The organism is Pedobacter heparinus, from assembly GCF_032678725.1.
GTDB lineage: Bacteria > Bacteroidota > Bacteroidia > Sphingobacteriales > Sphingobacteriaceae > Pedobacter > Pedobacter heparinus_A.
This window is the reverse complement of sequence record NZ_JAVTSC010000001.1, coordinates 83346-102108: the sequence shown is the minus strand read 5'-3', so window position 1 is coordinate 102108 and position 18763 is coordinate 83346. Positions and strand designations below refer to the sequence as shown.

The 18763-nt window shown below is 41.5% G+C and carries 18 protein-coding genes and 5 tRNA genes; 4 read left to right on the top strand and 19 right to left on the bottom strand.

Going from position 1 to position 18763, the window contains the following annotated elements; all coding sequences use genetic code 11:
- The first annotated feature begins 207 nt into the window (after window positions 1-207).
- Entirely contained in the window at window positions 208-1221 is a 1014-nt protein-coding gene (locus tag R2Q85_RS00480) for a LacI family DNA-binding transcriptional regulator (protein WP_316809768.1), read from the top strand.
- 254 nt (window positions 1222-1475) lie between these two features.
- Window positions 1476-2252: a carbon-nitrogen hydrolase family protein gene (locus R2Q85_RS00475; RefSeq protein ID WP_316809767.1), complete on the top strand. Its 777-nt coding sequence runs from the start codon at window positions 1476-1478 to the stop codon at window positions 2250-2252.
- Here the strand turns inward: R2Q85_RS00475 and R2Q85_RS00470 are convergent.
- The 9 genes from R2Q85_RS00470 to R2Q85_RS00430 form a co-directional block, all read right to left on the bottom strand.
- Window positions 2226-2678, bottom strand: a complete 453-nt coding sequence (locus R2Q85_RS00470; protein ID WP_316809766.1) for a DUF1579 family protein — start codon at window positions 2676-2678, stop codon at window positions 2226-2228. The two genes, R2Q85_RS00475 and R2Q85_RS00470, sit on opposite strands and share 27 nt — an antisense overlap.
- A gap of 288 nt (window positions 2679-2966) precedes the next feature.
- Window positions 2967-4589 carry a RagB/SusD family nutrient uptake outer membrane protein gene (locus R2Q85_RS00465; protein ID WP_316809765.1) on the bottom strand — a complete coding sequence of 541 codons (1623 nt, stop codon included), beginning with the start codon at window positions 4587-4589 and terminating at the stop codon, window positions 2967-2969.
- 18 nt (window positions 4590-4607) lie between these two features.
- Window positions 4608-7688: a TonB-dependent receptor gene (locus tag R2Q85_RS00460; RefSeq protein WP_316809764.1), complete on the bottom strand. Its 3081-nt coding sequence runs from the start codon at window positions 7686-7688 to the stop codon at window positions 4608-4610.
- Window positions 7689-7714: 26 nt separating this feature from the next.
- A complete protein-coding gene (locus tag R2Q85_RS00455) occupies window positions 7715-8527 on the bottom strand; it encodes a glycoside hydrolase family 16 protein (RefSeq protein WP_316809763.1) in 813 nt (270 codons plus the stop codon).
- 229 nt (window positions 8528-8756) lie between these two features.
- Window positions 8757-8841 (bottom strand) — tRNA-Leu (locus R2Q85_RS00450).
- Between the two features lie 65 nt (window positions 8842-8906).
- Window positions 8907-8979: transfer RNA gene (locus R2Q85_RS00445), tRNA-Gly, on the bottom strand.
- Window positions 8980-8995: 16 nt separating this feature from the next.
- A tRNA-Leu gene (locus tag R2Q85_RS00440) sits at window positions 8996-9080 on the bottom strand.
- Window positions 9081-9147: 67 nt separating this feature from the next.
- Window positions 9148-9220 (bottom strand) — tRNA-Gly (locus tag R2Q85_RS00435).
- A gap of 131 nt (window positions 9221-9351) precedes the next feature.
- Window positions 9352-9840 carry a regulatory protein RecX gene (locus R2Q85_RS00430; RefSeq protein ID WP_316809762.1) on the bottom strand — a complete coding sequence of 163 codons (489 nt, stop codon included), beginning with the start codon at window positions 9838-9840 and terminating at the stop codon, window positions 9352-9354.
- A 158-nt stretch (window positions 9841-9998) separates the two neighbouring features.
- Here R2Q85_RS00430 and R2Q85_RS00425 point away from each other — a divergent pair.
- Window positions 9999-10072: transfer RNA gene (locus tag R2Q85_RS00425), tRNA-Cys, on the top strand.
- Window positions 10073-10282: 210 nt separating this feature from the next.
- Here R2Q85_RS00425 and R2Q85_RS00420 read toward each other — a convergent pair.
- From R2Q85_RS00420 to R2Q85_RS00390, 7 genes are read right to left on the bottom strand one after another with little or no spacing between them, the layout of a single operon-like run.
- Window positions 10283-11401: an ABC transporter permease gene (locus tag R2Q85_RS00420; protein ID WP_316809761.1), complete on the bottom strand. Its 1119-nt coding sequence runs from the start codon at window positions 11399-11401 to the stop codon at window positions 10283-10285.
- On the bottom strand, window positions 11398-12504 hold the full coding sequence (locus R2Q85_RS00415) for an ABC transporter permease (protein ID WP_316809760.1): 1107 nt from the start codon (window positions 12502-12504) through the stop codon (window positions 11398-11400). Before R2Q85_RS00415 ends, R2Q85_RS00420 begins: the two co-directional genes overlap by 4 nt.
- Window positions 12505-12515: 11 nt before the next feature.
- Window positions 12516-13256, bottom strand: a complete 741-nt coding sequence (locus tag R2Q85_RS00410) for an ABC transporter ATP-binding protein (RefSeq protein ID WP_316809759.1) — start codon at window positions 13254-13256, stop codon at window positions 12516-12518.
- Window positions 13253-14179, bottom strand: coding sequence for an ABC transporter ATP-binding protein (locus R2Q85_RS00405; protein WP_316809758.1), 927 nt, complete (start codon window positions 14177-14179; stop codon window positions 13253-13255). The genes R2Q85_RS00410 and R2Q85_RS00405 overlap by 4 nt, the downstream gene beginning before the upstream one ends.
- Window positions 14176-15078 (bottom strand): HlyD family secretion protein, encoded by a 903-nt coding sequence (locus R2Q85_RS00400; protein WP_316809757.1) that lies wholly within the window; start codon window positions 15076-15078, stop codon window positions 14176-14178. The genes R2Q85_RS00405 and R2Q85_RS00400 overlap by 4 nt, the downstream gene beginning before the upstream one ends.
- An 18-nt stretch (window positions 15079-15096) precedes the next feature.
- Window positions 15097-16359, bottom strand: a complete 1263-nt coding sequence (locus R2Q85_RS00395) for a TolC family protein (RefSeq protein WP_316809756.1) — start codon at window positions 16357-16359, stop codon at window positions 15097-15099.
- 54 nt (window positions 16360-16413) lie between these two features.
- Window positions 16414-17028 carry a TetR/AcrR family transcriptional regulator gene (locus R2Q85_RS00390; protein WP_316809755.1) on the bottom strand — a complete coding sequence of 205 codons (615 nt, stop codon included), beginning with the start codon at window positions 17026-17028 and terminating at the stop codon, window positions 16414-16416.
- Window positions 17029-17202: 174 nt separating this feature from the next.
- On the opposite strand from R2Q85_RS00390, the gene R2Q85_RS00385 reads away from it, so the two are divergent.
- Window positions 17203-17433 (top strand): DUF4287 domain-containing protein, encoded by a 231-nt coding sequence (locus R2Q85_RS00385; RefSeq protein ID WP_316809754.1) that lies wholly within the window; start codon window positions 17203-17205, stop codon window positions 17431-17433.
- A 5-nt stretch (window positions 17434-17438) separates the two neighbouring features.
- On the opposite strand, the gene R2Q85_RS00380 is transcribed toward R2Q85_RS00385, so the two are convergent.
- From R2Q85_RS00380 to R2Q85_RS00370, 3 genes are all read right to left on the bottom strand, one after another.
- Window positions 17439-17588 carry a hypothetical protein gene (locus R2Q85_RS00380; protein ID WP_316809753.1) on the bottom strand — a complete coding sequence of 50 codons (150 nt, stop codon included), beginning with the start codon at window positions 17586-17588 and terminating at the stop codon, window positions 17439-17441.
- Window positions 17589-17694: 106 nt separating this feature from the next.
- Complete coding sequence (locus R2Q85_RS00375) at window positions 17695-18126, bottom strand: DUF2147 domain-containing protein (RefSeq protein WP_316809752.1); 432 nt, start codon at window positions 18124-18126, stop codon at window positions 17695-17697.
- 57 nt (window positions 18127-18183) lie between these two features.
- Entirely contained in the window at window positions 18184-18747 is a 564-nt protein-coding gene (locus R2Q85_RS00370; protein WP_316809751.1) for a DUF3347 domain-containing protein, read from the bottom strand.
- Window positions 18748-18763 lie beyond the last annotated feature (16 nt).

Sequence of the window (18763 nt, the reverse complement as noted above, 5' to 3'; positions counted from 1 at the left end):
TTTTAATCTCCACTATACGGGTATGAATTTATAATTGGTTCCTTCAAATATAAGTTTCAACCTTACAATACTGTAGTTTTCAAAAAGCTTATTATTTTGGGAACGATCCCAATATTAGGGAACATTCCCAATCTATTTTTCCCATAAAATAATAAGCTTTATATTTAGCAATCTTGAAATTCGTTACCACAATCAACACCTATTCCCATGAAGAAACATCAGATAACCATTATAGATATCGCCAGGGAACTTAACCTGTCCAAATCTACAGTTTCCAGGGTATTAACCGGACATGCCAATGTAAGTGCGAAAACAAGGGAAGCAGTATTGGAACTCGCAGAAAAACTGGATTACCAGAAAAATATGCTTGCAATTAGTCTGATCAGCAAAAAAACCAATACCATTGGCATCATCGTTCCGGAGTTTTCAAGTTCTTACTTTCCGCAGGTTATTATCGCTGCGCAGGAAGTGGCCACCCAGGCCGGCTATAATACCGTTTTCAGCCAGTCTAACGAAACCTACGAAACCGAAGTTGCCAACACCAAAGTAATGCTGGCCAATCAGGTTGACGGTATCCTGATCTCTATCACCAGGGAAACCAAAAATTACGATCATTTAAAAATATTCGAGCGAAAAGGTATTCCTATTGTATTTTTTAACCGGGTATGCGACGAAATGAAGGTACCAAAAGTTATAGTAGATGATTATGAGGGCGCCTACAACGCGGTGGATTATCTCATCAAAAGTGGAAGAAAACGGATTGCACACCTGGCAGGCCCTCCGTCATTGCGGATCAGTGGACGCAGGCTGGAAGGGTACAAAGATGCGCTGAGAAAGCACAATATAGCGATTGATGAAGAACTTATTATTTCCTATGATCTGGAAATATCAAAAGTTAAGATCTACGTGAATCACTTGCTTAGTCTGGATAACCCACCAGATGCCATCTTTGCTGTAAATGATCCAACCGCAATTGAGGCCATTCAGATCATTAAAAAAAAGGGATTAAACATCCCGGATGACATTGCAATAATTGGTTTCAGCAACGATTATGCTTCAGCCCTGATTGCTCCTGCTTTAACTACCGTTGCGCAGCCCATATCGGAAATTGGCCGTACAGCTGCGCAGTTATTAATTGAACAGATCAACAGGGATGTGAACGACTGGAAAGCAGTAACGAAGGTATTAAAGACTGAGCTGATCCTGAGGAGTTCAACATAAATCCAGCCTGTGCAGCAATATTGCCAATCCTATCCATCCCTCTTTTCATATTTGCCTGCATTTCTTCAGGCGATGGCTGGTTACTGTTGGGTTCAGATCTGTAAACGAATAAGAAGTTTTGCATATCTAAGTTTTTTAAATTGCTATACCCTAATAACAATTGAACATTCGACAAATAGACAGAACTACTAATTTATTTATTATTTACTCATATGCCATGACTATATATAATGCCATATTGTAACTTTGGATATATGAAAATAGCTTTAGCTTCTCCACCATTTCCAGTCTCCATAAATGATGGATTATACAGGCTTGAAAAATTTGTAAAAGAAGCTGCCGGGCAGCAATCGGAAATCATTTGCTTTCCAGAATCCTATCTTCCCGGTTATCCAGGCATGGGATACCAGCCAGCAGACCGAAGCGAAGAAAGCCTGCAGAAAGCACTGGATAAGGTCTGTAAAATCGCTGCTGAAAATGCGATAGCGATCATTATTCCTATGGACTGGCATAGCCCGCAAGGAATACTCAATCTGGCTTATGTGATTTCTCCAAAAGGTGAAATAATGGGTTATCAAACCAAAAATCAATTAGATCCCACCGAAGATCAGCTCTGGATCCCCGGCACCGAAAGACAACTATTTGAGCTTAATGGCGTGAAATTCGGAATTACCATATGTCATGAAGGATTTCGTTATCCGGAATCCGTACGATGGGCAGCACAAAATGATGCGAAAATTGTATTCCATCCGCATTTCGTAGGTAGCAATACCGAAGGACAAGAACTAAAAGAATGGGGCAATAAAAACAACCCTTATTACGAAAAAGCAATGATGATGCGGGCACTGGAAAATACCATTTACTTTGCAAGCGTAAACTATGCTTCCCGTTATCCCGAAGCAGCGAGTTCAGTCATTGCTCCAGATGGAACATGCATTGCGCATGCAGCTTATAGCAATGCAGTAATAACCATAGCAGATATAAACCCCTCTTTAGCTACAGGTCTAATAGCCAAAAGGTTTTTTAGATAGCTTTATGTCCATTAAATGAGTATAGGTTTTGTTATCTGTAAATTGTTCCCAAACCCCAGAAAACACATCTTCATTCTCCTTAAACCCACCTTTAAAACGTAAACTGTCACCAGTGAAAGTCCATATATTACCATTAACTGTTGCGGTCATAAACCCCGAGTCGCCCCGGTTGTTATAATGTTGCATGGTGTAGAGATTATTAAGGTGATCATAACCAATAATTTCATGTGTTTTACTGGTTTCATTTCCTATGAGCACATCCGCTTTATGAAGCAGAAAAAAACCATCCACAATCCATTCGTAAGTGTCAGTTCCTATGATTTCTATTTCTGACTGATTATTGGAGGAAGGTATAATTCCTTTTGTATTCCAGTTCCCTATAAACTTATTTAATTGTTCATAAGCCTGTTCATTTTTTTTATACATCGTACTTATTAGTTTATGGAAAGTTACATAAACTTGTTTTAGTCCATACTGGGCAATGCTGACAAATAGAGGGGGTAATTGCGGCTTTTTAAAACAATTAATTCTTCTTTGAATATACCAATACGGAAGAAGAACTGCTAGATTTATACCTGATCAGGAGCTGCTCAAGGCCTGCTTGGGCACTTTATGGGATAAGTGTACCTTTTTCCCAATAAAACCCGGAGCAGACATTGATCAATCCTTGTTTTGCCCAATACCTCTTCCTTAAAAAGCTTAAAGTTCTTCCACTTACTTGATCAGCTTATTCGCATCAGTTTCCGTTTTCGGGATTGGCCACAAGTAAGCTTTCGAAGCATCAAACGGTGTACGCTGTAAAGCTGTAGTGATCTCATAAACAATTCCTGTTGAAGCAAAACGCGTCAGTTTTGCCGGGTTAAAACCCTTGAGGTCCTTATAAGCATCTGCACCGGTTTCCCAGCGCATAATGTCAAAAATCCTTAAACCCTCGAAGGCAAACTCTACTCTTCTTTCATGCCTGATCACATCCTTTAGTGCCTGCGGTGACAGTCCAGGCCCCTCCGCTACTTCAACTTTTGGCATCATCACACTGGTACGCTGCCTAACCTGGTTAATTAAACCATATACATAAGTCTCATTGTAACCACCCTTTTCAACCAGGGCTTCAGCTTCCATCAACAGTACATCTGCGTAGCGGATAATAATAGGATTAACACCCGAAATACCCGAAACGTTGTAATTGGTATAGTCCACATATTTCCTTACCCTGAAACTGGTCAGGTTAGCTGCTTTCTTATCTGTAGGATAAAATACGCCCGGCGCTTTGGTAGTCGCGTTATACGAATCAATGGTATAAGGAACAACAATGGTAAAGTGCATCCTGGGATCGCGGTTTTGAAAGCGGTTGTCGTAGCCCCCGTTTAACACATAAGTTGAAGGCGCAACGAGGTCTGAGGTTCTTACGGCAGGATTATATACCTTATTGGCCGGATTGGTAATAGAAAGGCCATTGTTAGAATAGTATTGCTCATACAGGTCATGCGAAACCTGGTAACCGGAGAACAGGTAAAACCTGTCGTACCAGGAATTGGACAGCCCTTGCGGTAAGGCATTGGTTTGGAACTGCATGTCAAAAATTGTTTCCAGGTTACCCGCCTCGCCTTCCGGCAGGAACATGGTTTTATAATCAGGCATGATCTTGTAATAATTAAGGGCCTTAACTTTAACGCAGTAAGCTGCCGCCTCTTCATATCTTTTATTGTACAGCAATACACGCGCTTTAATGGCCAGTGCAGCACCTTTTGTGGCCCGCCCCTTTTCAGATGCCGCATAAGATATCGGCAGCAGTGCGGCAGCGTCTTCCAAGTCTTTAAGCACCAGTTCAACAATTTCCGCGTTTGAGCTCAGGGCTTTATTGGCTTCCTCCAGTCCTTCAGGCTTTAAACGCATGGGCACCCCACCAAAAAAGAAGGACAGGTCAGCATAGGCAAGCGCACGTAAAAACAGGGACTCTCCTTTATATTGTTTATAGGCCGATTCTGTCAGTTTCACATTGTCAATATAGGCCAGCACTGTATTTGCCCTTAAAATTACCTTATAATCTCTGGACCATTTATTTCCAATGTAACTTGTTTCGTTGTTATAGGTTCTGTTCCACATATCCCTGTAATCAGGAAAATAACCATTATCAACAATAAAATCGGTATAAATGGGTTCGTTTTTATCAGAAATATAGGCCCGGTAAATGCCACTAACGGCCTCCCGGATATCATTTTCTGTTTTAAAATTATCAGGTGCAAGAAAATCGATAGGCTTCCGGTCCAGAAAGTCTTTGGTACAGCCAAAAAGCACACAGGCCAGGCAGCTTAAAAGTATATATCTTATGGTTCTCATATCTTTTACAATTAGGAGTTAAAAATTAAGGTTAAGACCTACAGAATACGTAGCTACCTGAGGGTGAAATGCTGCAGTAACGTTGGTAGAACGCCGCTCCGGATCAAAACCCTCAGGGAAATCAGAAACCAGGAATAAATTCTCCGCATTTACAAAGATCCTGCACCTGTTTACATCAAATTTTTTGGTAAACGCACTGCTCAGCGTATAAGACAGCTGTAAACTTTTAAGCCTGAAATAGGCCGCGTTATAAATGTTATAACTGGTGATCAAGGCATCCCGGCCCTTATCCACATATATTCGCTGGTATTGGTCGGAAGGGTTATCAAAAGTCCAGCGGTCGGTTACCATACTGGTCAGCAATGGTCCTGTAGTATTAAAATAAGGGGCAATCAGGTTGCCATTCATATATGCGTCTGCTCGCCCCGTACCCTGCGCAATCACATTCAAACCAAAATTTTTGTACGATACATTTGCCGAAAATGAATATTGCAGCTTAGGGATAGGATTACCGATAAGGGTTTTATCATCTGCATTGATCACGCCATCATTTTTTACGTCGCTGATTTTGATATCCCCAGGCGCCGGACTTGTCATTACTCCAGATACGTTAGGCATACCTGTTTTTAAAACATAACTGCGGCTGGCATGAGGTACCGAAGGATCACTGTTGTTCTGCCAGGTGAAATCAGATACCTGGTATATGCCCGCTACCTTATACCCATAAAATGAAGAAAAAGGCTGTCCAACAACACTCCTGTTAGTTGCACTGTGGTCTACATAAGGCAAACCACCCAGTGAAGTCAGTTTATTGGTAATATAACTCCCGTTTACTGTAAAGCCGTAATTTATCTTGTTGGCCCTTTGCGGGGCGTTGTAACCGATACTCAGCTCCACACCTTTGTTTACCATATCCCCGATATTTTGGTAAGGAAGTACGGTAACACCCAATGAAGGCGGAATAGTTACCCGTGCAAGAATGTCGTAGGTCTTTTTGTTAAAATAATCAAAAGTGATATTCCACCTGTTCCACAGGATCATGTCAAGCCCCGCATCAAACTGCTCTGTAGTTTCCCACCTGGTATCTTTATTGGCAAGAATGATGGTCCCTCTGCCCGGTACAATGGCATTTCCGAAAGCATAATACTCAGAACCGCTCATCTGATCGGCAAAGGCGTACTGGGTAAAGATGTTTTGGTTACCCAGCCGCCCCCATGATCCCCTTAACTTTAGGTATATATTTTTTTGAAGGTCTTTAAAGAACCCTTCTTCACTAAGCCTCCATCCTGCAGAAATTGAAGGGAAATTACCCCATTTTCTGCCATCAGCGAAACGTGAGGATCCATCTCTTCTCATATTGAGTTCCAGCAGGTATTTCCCCGCATACGAATAATTTAACCTTCCAAAAAAAGATGCAGTTGCTGTTTCGTTGGCAGCGCTGGTTAAAAATGGAGAAGTCGGATCGCCATAATTGAATATCGGTTGGTTTGAAGACAGGTTTTTCACGCTCCCCGCATCATAATTATAAATCATTTCCAGGCGTTCATGCGCCGCTAAAAACTTAAAATCATGCTTATTCTTTTTTAATGAATACTCCAGGCTGGCCAGAAAAGTATTGAGGTCACTCTGTGAATTTCTTTTTTCAAGACTGGATTCCCTTAAGTTGACAGATGTTTCTTCATATGTGCCAGAGGTATAAAATCTTGGTGTAAAATTCACATAGTCGGTTTTCAGTTTATTATTGCTCAGCAAAAGTTTTCCGATCAGCCCTTTAACGGGCTCTATTTCTACACTCGCCCGGGAATTCAGGTTATTCAGTTTATTTTCTGTCCCTCCGCCAAGATCCATGGCCCCAAGAAATCTTCCCGGATAACTGTATAAGTTGGGATTGCCGGTTAGGGTATCTATAGACTGGATAAATGCCGTTGGTAAAGATCCCGAAATTTCGGCAAGCACTGTATTTGTGGCCGAGATCAGTTCCTTCCCTTTCTCAGAATAACCTACCAGCCCTAAATTGACCCTCACTTTATTTTTAATAAAGCTGCCACTTAAACTGCTGTTGTACGACAACCTTTTAGCAGAAGTACCAGACAGTATCCCATCCTGATCCCGGTAGCCAACAGAATTAGAGAATTTATAATTTTTCTCCCCACCCCTTAAACTCACATAATGGTTTTGCATAAAGGCTTTTTGATAATACACATCGTACCAGTTGGTATTCGGAAAATTAGGATCAGTCTGGTTTTTAAAAAGATCCAGCTGGGTCTGGTTATAGATCGGCGCCAGGGCTACATTTGCCCTGGCTTCGTTCAATAAAGATGCATAGGTGTATGAATCTACCGTTTCAGGTAGCCTGGTTGCATTGACCATAGAGCCTGTTACATTATACTCCACCTGCAGGCCTTTCCCGGTGCTTCCTTTTTTTGTTTCAATGATGATGACACCGGCAGATGCCCTGGAACCATAAATAGCTGCCGAGGCGGCATCTTTTAGTACAGAAACAGATTCGATGTCATTGGGATTTACATCGTTGATGTTGCCCTGCACACCATTGATGATGACCAGTGGATCATTATTGTTATCAATTGAAGATACCCCCCTGATCCTGATCTCGGAGTTGTCATCCCCCGGCCTTCCCGAACTCTGCACAATGGTTACACCTGAAAGCTTCCCCTGCAGGATCTGATCAGCTGAGGACAATGCCCTCCCCTCTACTTCCTTTACCGAAACCGTACTTACTGCGCCGGTAAGATTAGCCTTGGTCTGTGTACCGTAACCAACGGCCACTACCTCATCCAGTTCTGTAATATTTTCCCGCAGAATGACATTTGCAACACTTTTTCCGCTAATGTCGATGGTTTGGGAGATATAAGACAGAAAAGAGAAGGTCAGTGTTGTTGCACGCTCTGGTGCCTGCAGGGTATAATTTCCGTCCTTGTTGGTTATGGCACCTGCATTGGTTACACCGTTAACTTTTACGGTAACACCTGGCAATGGGTTATTTTTCTCATCAAGCACCTTTCCTGTAATAGTTTTAAGCTGCGCATACAAACTGATGCTGAGCAAAGAAATAAAAATGGTTAATAGTAGTCTTCTCATATTAATTGTATCAGTTGAATTAGGATTTAATTTGTACCTGTAGCTTTTACAGGTAATTTACGGGAATCCAGCTCTTCGATGAACTGCTTTTTCCGAAGGTTATAATTTACAGCAGATATTTCATAGCACCTTAGATAGTCAAAAAAAACAGCGCCATGTTCAGTTGCATCCGGCTTGGTAGCAATACAGCTTAGCCACAAATAAATATCATGCTTGGGGAGGCCGCGAATATCTGCCGTACCAAGCATTTTGCCGTCAAAATAGTAATTAAGATAATCGGGTGTATATTCGAATCCGAATTTATGATAAGAATCCGTTAAATCCTGTGCTGCAGTATGATAATTCCTGTTTATGGCTGACTTCACCGGCGCCCACTGGATTGCGCCATAAGTGAAGTAATTCTTGGCATAAGTGGAATAATGCTCAAAGCCATCAATTTCAAGTTTACCCATCTCTTTATAGGCAGGATTTTTGTCATCAAAACCACTCATCCAGGAGGTCCAGAAAGCTTCATGCCAGCCATAGCCGCCATCAATTTTTACACTGACTTCATAATACCCATACCTACTTGGTTTTTTTGTAATGACACCTCCACCGGTAAATGCTTTATCTTGATAAGGTTCTTTTTTTAAAATGATTTTTACCTTGCCACCTTCCAGCATAACATTTTCTGGCCTTTGGTAACTGGTACCACTGGCACCTGTACGGTATTTCCAAAGGTTTGTATCCAGGGACGCGGCATTGAATTCATCCGACCAGGCAAGCTTATAGCCAGGGGGGGCTTGAGCAATAGCCTGAATTTGACAAACAACAAGCAGGGATACCAGTGTTCTTTTCATTTGGTTTATAATTTGGTTGTCTAAATTTGCCCATTAAATTCAGCACAACACCATATCCTCAGGTTAAAATATACTTGGGAATGTTCCCAATTTACGGGAACATTCCCAAAAAATGCTTAAAAAAGGTTCATCTATCTTTTTATTGGAGATAGCTTGCCGATCTGCCGGATAAACAGCACAGTGATGTATAAAAAAAGGTGCTGATGAATTCATCAGCACCTTTTTTCTGTACTCAGAGCGGGAATCGAACCCGCACGACTTTTAAGGTCACAGGATTTTAAGTCCTGCGTGTCTACCAGTTCCACCATCTGAGCATATCCCAATATCCATGGGAACAATTACTGCTTAAAAGAAAAGCCTTCGTTAAGGAAGGCTTTAGAGCGAAAGACGAGATTCGAACTCGCGACCCCGACCTTGGCAAGGTCGTGCTCTACCAACTGAGCTACTTTCGCATTGGTATATTTTATGTACTCAGAGCGGGAATCGAACCCGCACGACTTTTAAGGTCACAGGATTTTAAGTCCTGCGTGTCTACCAGTTCCACCATCTGAGCATAATCGTTATCAAAAATCTGATAGGATTAATTTTATAAATGTCTTCCTGGTATTGAAAACATTTAGAGCGAAAGACGAGATTCGAACTCGCGACCCCGACCTTGGCAAGGTCGTGCTCTACCAACTGAGCTACTTTCGCATTGTTAAACATCATCCGATGTCTTTCCTTTTACGGTAAGGTCTGTAAGGAATAACCTTGTTTCCGTTTGGGATTGCAAATATAAATACTTTTAGTTTAACGTCAAGTTATTTTTGATAAAAATGAAGCCGCTAGGCTAAGTCATTGGCCTTCAATACCTCTGCAATCAAATCATTTTCAAAACCTCTCCCAAGCAGGTAAGACACCAGTTTATATTTTCTTTTATAGGGGTCTTTTTCAGTTATTGACGGTAACTTTTTCTCCGCCAGCATCAGTATGGTCTTTAAATATTCATTGTAATCTATTGCTTTAAGCGCATTCGAGATCATCTTATCGGGTACGCGTTTCAATTTAAGCCCCTGCTTGATTTTAACCTTACCCCAGTGTTTGATGTTAAACTTACCCGAAACATAAGCCTGTGTAAAACGCTCCTCATTTAAGAAGTTGGTCTGTATCAGTTCGGAGATGATTTCTTCCACATCGTTACTCCAAAGCCCCCATTCGTACAATTTGTCGCGCAGCTCCTGCTGCGCGCGCTCCTGGTAAGCGCAGTAATGCTCAGCTTTAGCCAAAGCCGTCTTCTTATCCAGTTTGATTGTCTTTTTTTCCGGGCTATCCATGCTATGGCGAAACTACTTAAAATTCTCTATAAAACCCGCATTAAAGCCTTTTAAAGTCCATCTTCAAAAAGCTAAAATATTTTTTTTTAAAAAAAGTCTAGTAAGTTAATAGACTTTATATATATTTGTGTCAGCAATCGGTTATACGATTCAATTATAGTCATGTGGCCGAGTGGTTAGGTAAGGGTCTGCAAAACCTTTGACGGCGGTTCGAATCCGCCCTTGACGTCCAGTACAATTTCTATATTGACTGTAATTAGATGTTTGGTTAGATCTAAGTTTTGTTTGAAAGCCAGGTTGGATGACCTGGCTTTTTATTTCAAAAAATCTTGGAAAAAGAAACGGGGATACAGCAATCCACCGTATCCCCGCTATCTAAATTAACGCTCTCAGATATATAGACGACCAAATACCTGATTTATTGTATCGGTTATAAAAAAAATTAATTTCTTTTTTTATAACTCAGTATTGCCCACGAATTTAAGACCACTGCAAATAGGGTCATGATGCCCAGCTGAGGTAATATATCTTTTAAGCCACTTCCCTTTAGTATCACCATGCGCATCACTTCAATTAAATAACTGACCGGGTTAAATGCCGAAATAAATCTTGCCCAATCGGGCATGCTGTCAATCGCGGTGAAAAGTCCACCCATCAAAATGAAGATCATCATAAAAAAGAACATGATAAACATGGCTTGCTGCTGGGTATCGCAAAAAGTAGAGATCAGTAAGCCAAAACCTAAAACGGCCAGCAAAAAAACAGCAACAAATGTATAAAGCACAAAAAGACTACCTACCGGAACAATCCCGTAAATCAGCCAGGAAACAAGCAAGCCCAAAGTAAACACCACATTGCCAAGTATCCAGAAAGGGATGAGTTTCCCCAATATGAAATGATGTTTTTTGATGGGTGTTACGTTAATCTGTTCTATCGTTCCAAACTCCTTTTCCTTTACGATATTGAGCGCCGTAAGAAAACCACCTATCATATTAACCAGAATGGCCAGAATGCCTGGTACCATAAAAAGATCATATTTCATCAAAGGGTTAAACCAGTTAGCGAAAGTAATTTCGATAACCTTGGAATTGTTAAACTTTGAAACAGGTAGCAATTGTGCCTGGATATCGGCATTATAATCCTTAATGATGCGCCCCAGGTAGGCTCCTCCTAAATTGGCTTTTACCCCGTTTATTGCATTTACGGCAATAAACAGCTGTTGTTGTTCTTCCCGCACGAGGTTGCGTTCAAAACCATAAGGAATTTCCAGGATCAGATCGGCCTTGTCGGCTTCAATAAGCTTCAGTCCTTCTTTAAATGAACTACTGTAACCACTCAGCTTAAAATATCCTGATGCAGTTACTTTACTGACCAGCTTTCTGGAGTAGCTGGAATGGTCATGATCAACCACCGATATATTAATGTTCCTGACTTCATAATTGGCTGCTAAAGGCAATATCAGCAACTGCATTACCGGCATCACTACGATCATCAGTAAAATGGCTTTGTTTCTGAAGATCTGCCTGAATTCTTTTTCCAATAAAAACCTGATTGTTCTCATGCAAGCCTGATTTTAAAACTTTTTAAACTCACCAATAGTAAAACAACTGTTATACCGCCAAGGATCAGGGTCTCTTTCCAGATTGCCTCAAAGCCCAGTCCTTTGATCATGATCGATTTTACGATGATATAAAACCATTTTGCCGGAACTACATTTGAAATGAACTGCAAAGGAAGGGGCATATTCTCTATAGGGAACATAAATCCACTGAAAAGCACGGTTGGTAAAAACATTCCCATCAATGAGATCAGCATGGCCAACTGCTGGGAGCCGGTTTTTACAGAAATAAAGATCCCCAGGCTCAGGCAGGTAATGATGAATAGTGTACTTTCGGCAAAAAGCAACCATATACTGCCATTAACCGGCAAATCCAACACATATACACTCAACAGCAAAATGGAAGCTACGTTGATCAGCGAAAGGATCAGGTAAGGAACAGCCTTAGACAGTATCACCAGGATGGGTTTAAAAGGCGACACCAGTAAGATCTCCATAGTGCCCGTTTCCTTTTCCTTTACAATGGAGATGGCTGTCATCATTACACATACCAGCATCAATACCAGGGCCATTACCCCCGGAACAAAATTAGGCGCCCCCTTTAACTGCGGATTATACAGCATCCTCAGTTCTGGCAGTATCTGGTAAGGAACCTTGCTGGTCAAATCGAGGGAACGCTGATAATCCTGCACAATTGAAGAAAGGTAATTGCTTAAGGCGCTGGCCGTATTGGGATCTGAAGCATCTGCCAATATCTGGAGCTGTGCCTTTCCCTGATGAAGCAATGCTGCGTTAAAACCAGCAGGAAAAACCATGGCCAGTTTGATCTTCCCCTGCTTAAAAGCTGCCTCCATCTGGCGCCGGTCTGTCATGGTTTCTTCAATATCGAAGTATTTGCTTGCCGCAATCTGGGTGATCAGCTGCTGTGAAGCTTCGTCTTTTGCCTGGTCCAGGATCACAATCCTGGAATTTTTCACCTCATTGGTTAGTGCAAAGCCAAAAATAAGGATCTGAACTACTGGCATGCCAAATAAGATCAGCAAGGTTTTCTTATCCCTCCATACATGGATAAATTCCTTTTTCACAAAATTCAGAAACTGTTTCATAGCCTTAAATTTTAATCGCTTCGTTTTGCTGCTCTTGCCAACTGATAAAAAACCTCATCCATCGAGCCCGCATTAAACTGCTTTTTCAGGTTTGCAGGACTATCCAGGGCAGCAATCTTTCCATCTACCATAATCGATATACGGTTACAATATTCTGCCTCGTCCATATAATGCGTGGTTACAAAAATGGTTATGCCTCTTGCAGAAGCTTCATAGATCAGGTCCCAAAATTGCCTGCGGGTTACCGGATCTACCCCACCGGTTGGCTCGTCCAGAAATACAATTTTTGGCTGATGCAGTACGGCAACTGAAAAGGCCAGTTTCTGCTTCCATCCCAGGGGTAAATCTGCCACCAGTTTCCCCGCTTCATTTTGCAATCCCAGCTGGGCAACCAGTTCCGCTCCTTTTTCTTTAAGTTCCTTATTGTTCAAACCGTAAATGCCGCCAAAAAAATGGATGTTTTCTAAAACGGTCAGGTCGCCATATAAAGAGAATTTCTGACTCATATAACCAATATTTCTTTTGATCTGTTCCGTTTGCCGGTATACATCAAAACCTGCTACGGTAGCAGTTCCCGAGCTCGGCATAGACAAGCCGCAGAGCATGCGCATTGCGGTAGTTTTCCCTGCGCCATTTGCACCCAAAAAACCAAATATCTCTCCCTTTTCCACTTCAAACGTAATTTCATTCGTTGCCATAAAATCCCCGAATTTTTTGGTCAGCTTGTCTGCTTTGATCACAATCTCCTTCATGGCTTATCTTTTAATAACAGGATAAAATAATCCTCTATACCGGCTTTTACCGGCTTTATCTCTACCCGGGCTAATCCGGCGGCTTCCAGGTATTCCTGCAGCAGATTTGTTTTAAGATCAGTCTTAAAAGAAGCGTGTACATATTCGCCAAAGGCATAACAATCACGTATTTCAGGATATTGCTCCAATGCTTTAATCAATTTATACATTTGATCGGCCTTAATTGCATATAAGGCCCCAGGATATTGTGCTGTCATACGATCAGGAGTATCAATCGACAATATTTTTCCATTCTGCAGGAGCGCTATCCGGTCACACATGGCTGCTTCATCCATATATGGGGTGGATACCAGGATGGTGATGCCTTGTGCCTTTAATCGCTTCAGCATTTCCCAGAACTCTTTTCTGGAAACCGGATCTACCCCTGTAGTGGGCTCATCCAGGAACAACACGGTTGGTTTATGGATCAGGGCACAGCATAAAGCCAGTTTTTGTTTCATTCCTCCTGAAAGTTTTCCGGCCCGCCTGTTTTTAAATGGTTCGATCTGAACATAAATATCTTCGATCAGGTGGTAATTTTCTTTCATGCTGGTTCCAAAAACAGCAGCAAAAAAATGCAGGTTCTCCTCAATGCTCAGGTCTGGGTAAAGGGAGAATTTTCCGGGCATGTATCCCACCGTTTTCCTGATCTGTTTATAATCCTTCACGATATCAAACCCATCCACTGTTGCGTTCCCCTTTTCAGGAAGCAGTAAGGTGGTCAGCATCCGAAAAATACTTGTCTTGCCCGCGCCATCAGGTCCGATCAGGCCAAATATTTCCCCTTTTTCTACCTGGAAGGAAACGTCATCAACCGCAACCGGTGCTGCTTTACCATATTGTTTGGTAAGGTTATTTACAATTATGGCGTAATGGCTGTTCATGGTTTATTGGTTAAAGCTAAATCGGCATACATCCCGATTTTAAGAAAGCCATCATTTTTCACGCTTATTTTAACTGCATATACCAGGTTGGCCCTTTCATCTTTGGTCTGGATCGTTTTAGGGGTAAACTCGGCCTTACCACTGATCCATGTGATGGTGCCATCATAAGTTTTATACTTTCCATCGGCTTCCTCTACCAGCACTTTTACTTTCTGTCCGGTTTTAACCCCAGACAATTGGCTACCAGTTATATAAGCCCTTAAAACAATAGTGCTCAGGTCAGTTATTTTATAAAGTGGTTTACCTGCTACTGCCATTTCATTTGGTTCCGCATATTTAACCAGCACGGTACCCGCTGTTTCATTTATAATTCTGCTCTTGAGGAGTTGATCGTTCAACTGTTCAATCTGTGCAGACAAAGGCAGGGTTTCTTTGGTTAAACCTGCAGCAGTAATATCAAGTGCCGATTCCTGGGCAGCGATCTGTTTTTTCAGGATCGCAACCTGTGCATTGGCATCATCCAGTTGTTTTGGTGTAGCCGCATCTGCCTTTAACAGGTTTGTGGTGCGTCGCTGTTCCTTCTGGGCCTGCTTTAACTGTTCCCGATAAGCGGCAACCTGTGCCGGAACATCAGGTTTCTTCCCTAAAACTGCCGTAATCTGCGCCTCAAGTTGTTTCTTCTTTAAATGAAGTTGTACCGTATCAATATAACCTATGGTTTCCCCTGCCTTTAATACCTGCCCTTCCTCAAGGTCAAGCTGTTTGATCAGCCCTGTAGTTTCAGCAGAAACAATGGTTTCAACAGCTTCGAAAGTACCTGAGGCATCATAGGCCTGCTCTTTATGGCCACATGCAGCAAGGAAAAGGACGATAACTACTGTAAATGAGCTCTTCTTCATGATTTCGTTTATTTTAGATTAATTGCCTGTTGTAGTTTGTTTGTTATACTGTGCCATCAGCAGTTGTATTTCGTGCATGAGCTTACTTTGCCTGGCCTGGTCTTCTGCATTTACTTCGCGTAAATAATCGCTGGTATGGATCACCCCATTTTCCAGCTGTGCTGCTGCAGTTTCTTTTACGCTTGTGCGCAAGGCAATAATCTCCTCATCACTGCGCATCAGCTCATTTTGTTTGTCAATTTCCGCCTCCTGCTGTTTCAGCATAAACTTTGTATTCAGCAGGAAATTTTCCTGCTGAAGGTCAATTTCTTTCCTATTGATCCCTGAAATTGACTTTTCATTTTTACGGGTATACAGCCCCGATAAGGACCAGCTCATTCTGATGCCACCAATAGCAAAAGGTTCAAGCGCATTGTTTAACATGTTTAGTGCGGGCCGTCCAATACCACTCTGCAAAAACAAATTAAACTTTGGCAGGTTCCTGACTGCTATAGCTTGTTCCTTAACAGCTACGCTTTTACGCTGGCTGTCGTATAAGCCCAATTCCGGCCGGCGGATTTCATCAGATACAAGCTGTATGGCAGGTTTAAGCAATACCACATCTTCAGTAAGCGGTTTATGGGTAAACAAAGCCAGTACATCAATATATCCCCTGCGGGTAAACCTTAATTCTGTACTTCGCTGCACTGCTTTCAACAATTCGGCCTTCAGCATATTCAAATTGCTTTTAAATCCTGTGCCATTAGCAACTGTGGCCTTTGCTTTATCAACCCCCAGCTGCAGGTCTTTTTTAAGCAGCTCATTCTGCTTCAATTGGGCATCTATCAACAATATTCCAAAAAAAAGCTGGTTAATCCGGTCTCTCAGCTTATACAGTTCCACTTCAAGCTTTTGGCTTTCCACTTCCGCATTAACCGTTGCCGCCTGTTTCTGCTGTTTAATCACACCCCCGTCAAACAAAACCTGTGTACCCTCAGCGCTTAAACGGTATTGGTCTTTACTCAGCTCAGGAATATTCATCCCCGGGATCTGGAGGGGAATCCTGGTAACCTCCGACTGGTAACTTGCCTGTCCGCTCACATTAAATTGTGGCAGGTAACCCTTCGCTGCATTCTCTATAGAATGAGCACTGGCTTTCGAGATCAGTTCTCCCTGTTTTACCAGCGGATAATTTTGCCGTGCAAGGTGATAACACTCCTCAATGGAAATTTGTACGGAGCTTTGCGCATTTGTCTGGAAACATACAAAACCAATGATAATGGTAAAAAATATAAGTTTCATTTCTCTGATTATTAATTTGTTTTAATCATATGATTAATTGCTGTATAAATTTTTTTAATGTGTTTTTAGCATGGCATCCACCCATACGGGGATCATCTTTTTCCTTTCTTCTACCATTTTATCAAAATCAGCATCTTTGAGTTCACCAATAACCTTCAGCATCGGGCTGGCAACAAAAGGAAAAACAGCCAGACTGATGATATTGATTAAAAAATGCAAAGGATTAACTTTATCATTTAAAGCAGCTTTTAACTGCTGATAGAAATGTGAGCTGATCATGATCTCCTTTACCTTCATATTGGTGACCAGCTTTTCAGGATTCGCTTTAATTTCCCCTAAAATAAACAATGGCATGTTCGGTTGAATCTTCAGCATATTGGTATAATTTTCGGCAATGGCAGTGATCTTCGCTGTTAAGCTCAATGTCTCGTCATTTAAAACTCCCCTCATCCCCGCCAGAAACTGCTGAATGTTTTCCATCATTACGATATCAAATAACTTCTCCTTACTCCGGAAATAATAATTTAACAAAGCCAGGTTAATCCCTGCTTCTTCTGCAATATCCCTGGTACGTGTACCGGCAAAACCTTTTTTAATAAAAACAACATTCGCTGCTGCCTTAATCTTTTCTTCTGTCGAGTTATCTGCGTCTGGTTTCTTCTTGCTCATTTAATTATGGCGTTGATTTACTGCAAATATAAAAACAAATATTTAAATTAATCAAATAATTTAATCATATGATTAAATTTTATGTCGTAATTCCCCCGGTTAATTGCCGTTTTCAACCAGCATCCGCTGATGAGTTTAATCCTATATTTGTGTAGTTACATCAAATTATAAAACATGTCATTTCAGGGATACTTAAAAACCATAAAAGAAAAAACCGGCCTGGGGCCCGACGATCTCAGAAAGAAAGCAGCAGAAAAGCAATTTACAGAACATGGGCAGCTTAAGGCAAATGTAAAAGCGGGAGAAATTGTGAACTGGCTGAAAGAAGAATATGACCTGGGCCACGGGCATTCGATGGCAGTTTACGCCTTACTAAAAGGAATTAAAAATGAAAACAGCGAATAAAACCATTAAAGTTCATTGGTATTGAAAACCTCCGGATCTGGCAGGCAATTTTGTACAGCATTCACTACCCATTCAGGAATGAGCACGGTAATTTGTTCCAGGGGAATATATACCGGATAATCTTCAATTGCAGGGAATTCTAGATATATAGACATGAGGCTTGAAATTTAGCTACTGTTATAACGGCTGGATCAAGCAAATAGTATCAGGAAAATATAATAGTTTTATGCATAATGGGATCATCAAAGATGACCCCATTATTTACTTTACACGCTTCCAGGTTTCAGACCTGCCGATGAGTGAGATGCCCACATACCCCCTCATGTTCAAGATGTCCTTACCCTTCATGGTCATGTTACAGCTATAGGTTTTACCGGATTTCGGATCGTAGATCTTACCATCTGTCCATTTACCATCTTCAAAAACAAAGTTTTTCAGAATTTCCAGGCCAAGAATAGGTTGTTTTCTTAAACGTTCATCCGGGTTTTTGATATCCGTTTTTACATTTCCTTTTTCATCTCTAGGATCCTTTAGCCATACAATTTTACCGAAGTATTTTTCTCCCTTTTTAGTGATGTCTACATGTGCTTCAGCTGAAGAATTGATCCATTTGCCAAGAATGGCATCTTTGTTCTGGGCAATGCCCGCAAAAGAAATTGCTGTAAACAGCAATATAAAAGTTAAATGTTTCATTAGGTATATAAGTTAGTGTTTTCTAAAGATACTAAATGAAGCATATAATCAGAAAAATTATTTGATCGTTTCTTTTACTTCTCCGCATGTCATCATGCTTTCGCCAAAATAAGGATTTCTGATTTCTTTACTATTGCTTAGCCAGCTGGCGCCCTTGTCATGCAGTGCCATCGGACAGTATTCTACATAAACTTCGCCCGAAGTTAGTCCGGAGGATTTAACACGTGCAATAAAATCATTGCTTAAATCCGAGAACAGGGTTCTTTGGGTTTCAATATCAGAAGCCGCAGTTATTTTTGAAGCTAAGGCTGCCAATGCCGCACCACTACCCATTTCTTTTGCCCCCAGTTCAATTGCAGCTGCCGCTATTTTCGCTTCTGCCATATCTGCGTTTACCAATGCTGTGGTCAGGTAGATGTAATGCTGGTATACGGGATTTAACTGATCATCTTTGATGCTTACCCCTTCAACGGATTTTTCAGCAGCAGCGCCATGACCTTCGCCCGGCGCGTGGTTATGTCCTGCATGAGGATCTGCTTCTGCTGGTTTCTGAGTGTTTCCGCAAGCCGCAAATAAAGTTACTGCTACAAGTGTAACAACGAAATTGATTACTGTTTTCATTTTTCTGTTTTTTATA

Excerpts from the sequence above, each read along its gene's own strand:
- R2Q85_RS00430 (WP_316809762.1), bottom strand. The coding sequence starts at position 9,840 with ATGGATAGCCCGGAAAAAAAGACAATCAAACTGGATAAGAAGACGGCT.
- R2Q85_RS00385 (WP_316809754.1), top strand. The coding sequence starts at position 17,203 with ATGTCATTTCAGGGATACTTAAAAACCATAAAAGAAAAAACCGGCCTG.
- R2Q85_RS00455 (WP_316809763.1), bottom strand. The coding sequence starts at position 8,527 with ATGAAAAGAACACTGGTATCCCTGCTTGTTGTTTGTCAAATTCAGGCT.
- R2Q85_RS00370 (WP_316809751.1), bottom strand. The coding sequence starts at position 18,747 with ATGAAAACAGTAATCAATTTCGTTGTTACACTTGTAGCAGTAACTTTA.
- R2Q85_RS00405 (WP_316809758.1), bottom strand. The coding sequence starts at position 14,179 with ATGAACAGCCATTACGCCATAATTGTAAATAACCTTACCAAACAATAT.
- R2Q85_RS00470 (WP_316809766.1), bottom strand. The coding sequence starts at position 2,678 with ATGTATAAAAAAAATGAACAGGCTTATGAACAATTAAATAAGTTTATA.
- R2Q85_RS00400 (WP_316809757.1), bottom strand. The coding sequence starts at position 15,078 with ATGAAGAAGAGCTCATTTACAGTAGTTATCGTCCTTTTCCTTGCTGCA.
- R2Q85_RS00415 (WP_316809760.1), bottom strand. The coding sequence starts at position 12,504 with ATGAAACAGTTTCTGAATTTTGTGAAAAAGGAATTTATCCATGTATGG.
- R2Q85_RS00410 (WP_316809759.1), bottom strand. The coding sequence starts at position 13,256 with ATGAAGGAGATTGTGATCAAAGCAGACAAGCTGACCAAAAAATTCGGG.
- R2Q85_RS00460 (WP_316809764.1), bottom strand. The coding sequence starts at position 7,688 with ATGAGAAGACTACTATTAACCATTTTTATTTCTTTGCTCAGCATCAGT.
- R2Q85_RS00465 (WP_316809765.1), bottom strand. The coding sequence starts at position 4,589 with ATGAGAACCATAAGATATATACTTTTAAGCTGCCTGGCCTGTGTGCTT.
- R2Q85_RS00480 (WP_316809768.1), top strand. The coding sequence starts at position 208 with ATGAAGAAACATCAGATAACCATTATAGATATCGCCAGGGAACTTAAC.
- R2Q85_RS00475 (WP_316809767.1), top strand. The coding sequence starts at position 1,476 with ATGAAAATAGCTTTAGCTTCTCCACCATTTCCAGTCTCCATAAATGAT.
- R2Q85_RS00380 (WP_316809753.1), bottom strand. The coding sequence starts at position 17,588 with ATGTCTATATATCTAGAATTCCCTGCAATTGAAGATTATCCGGTATAT.
- R2Q85_RS00375 (WP_316809752.1), bottom strand. The coding sequence starts at position 18,126 with ATGAAACATTTAACTTTTATATTGCTGTTTACAGCAATTTCTTTTGCG.
- R2Q85_RS00395 (WP_316809756.1), bottom strand. The coding sequence starts at position 16,359 with ATGAAACTTATATTTTTTACCATTATCATTGGTTTTGTATGTTTCCAG.
- R2Q85_RS00390 (WP_316809755.1), bottom strand. The coding sequence starts at position 17,028 with ATGAGCAAGAAGAAACCAGACGCAGATAACTCGACAGAAGAAAAGATT.
- R2Q85_RS00420 (WP_316809761.1), bottom strand. The coding sequence starts at position 11,401 with ATGAGAACAATCAGGTTTTTATTGGAAAAAGAATTCAGGCAGATCTTC.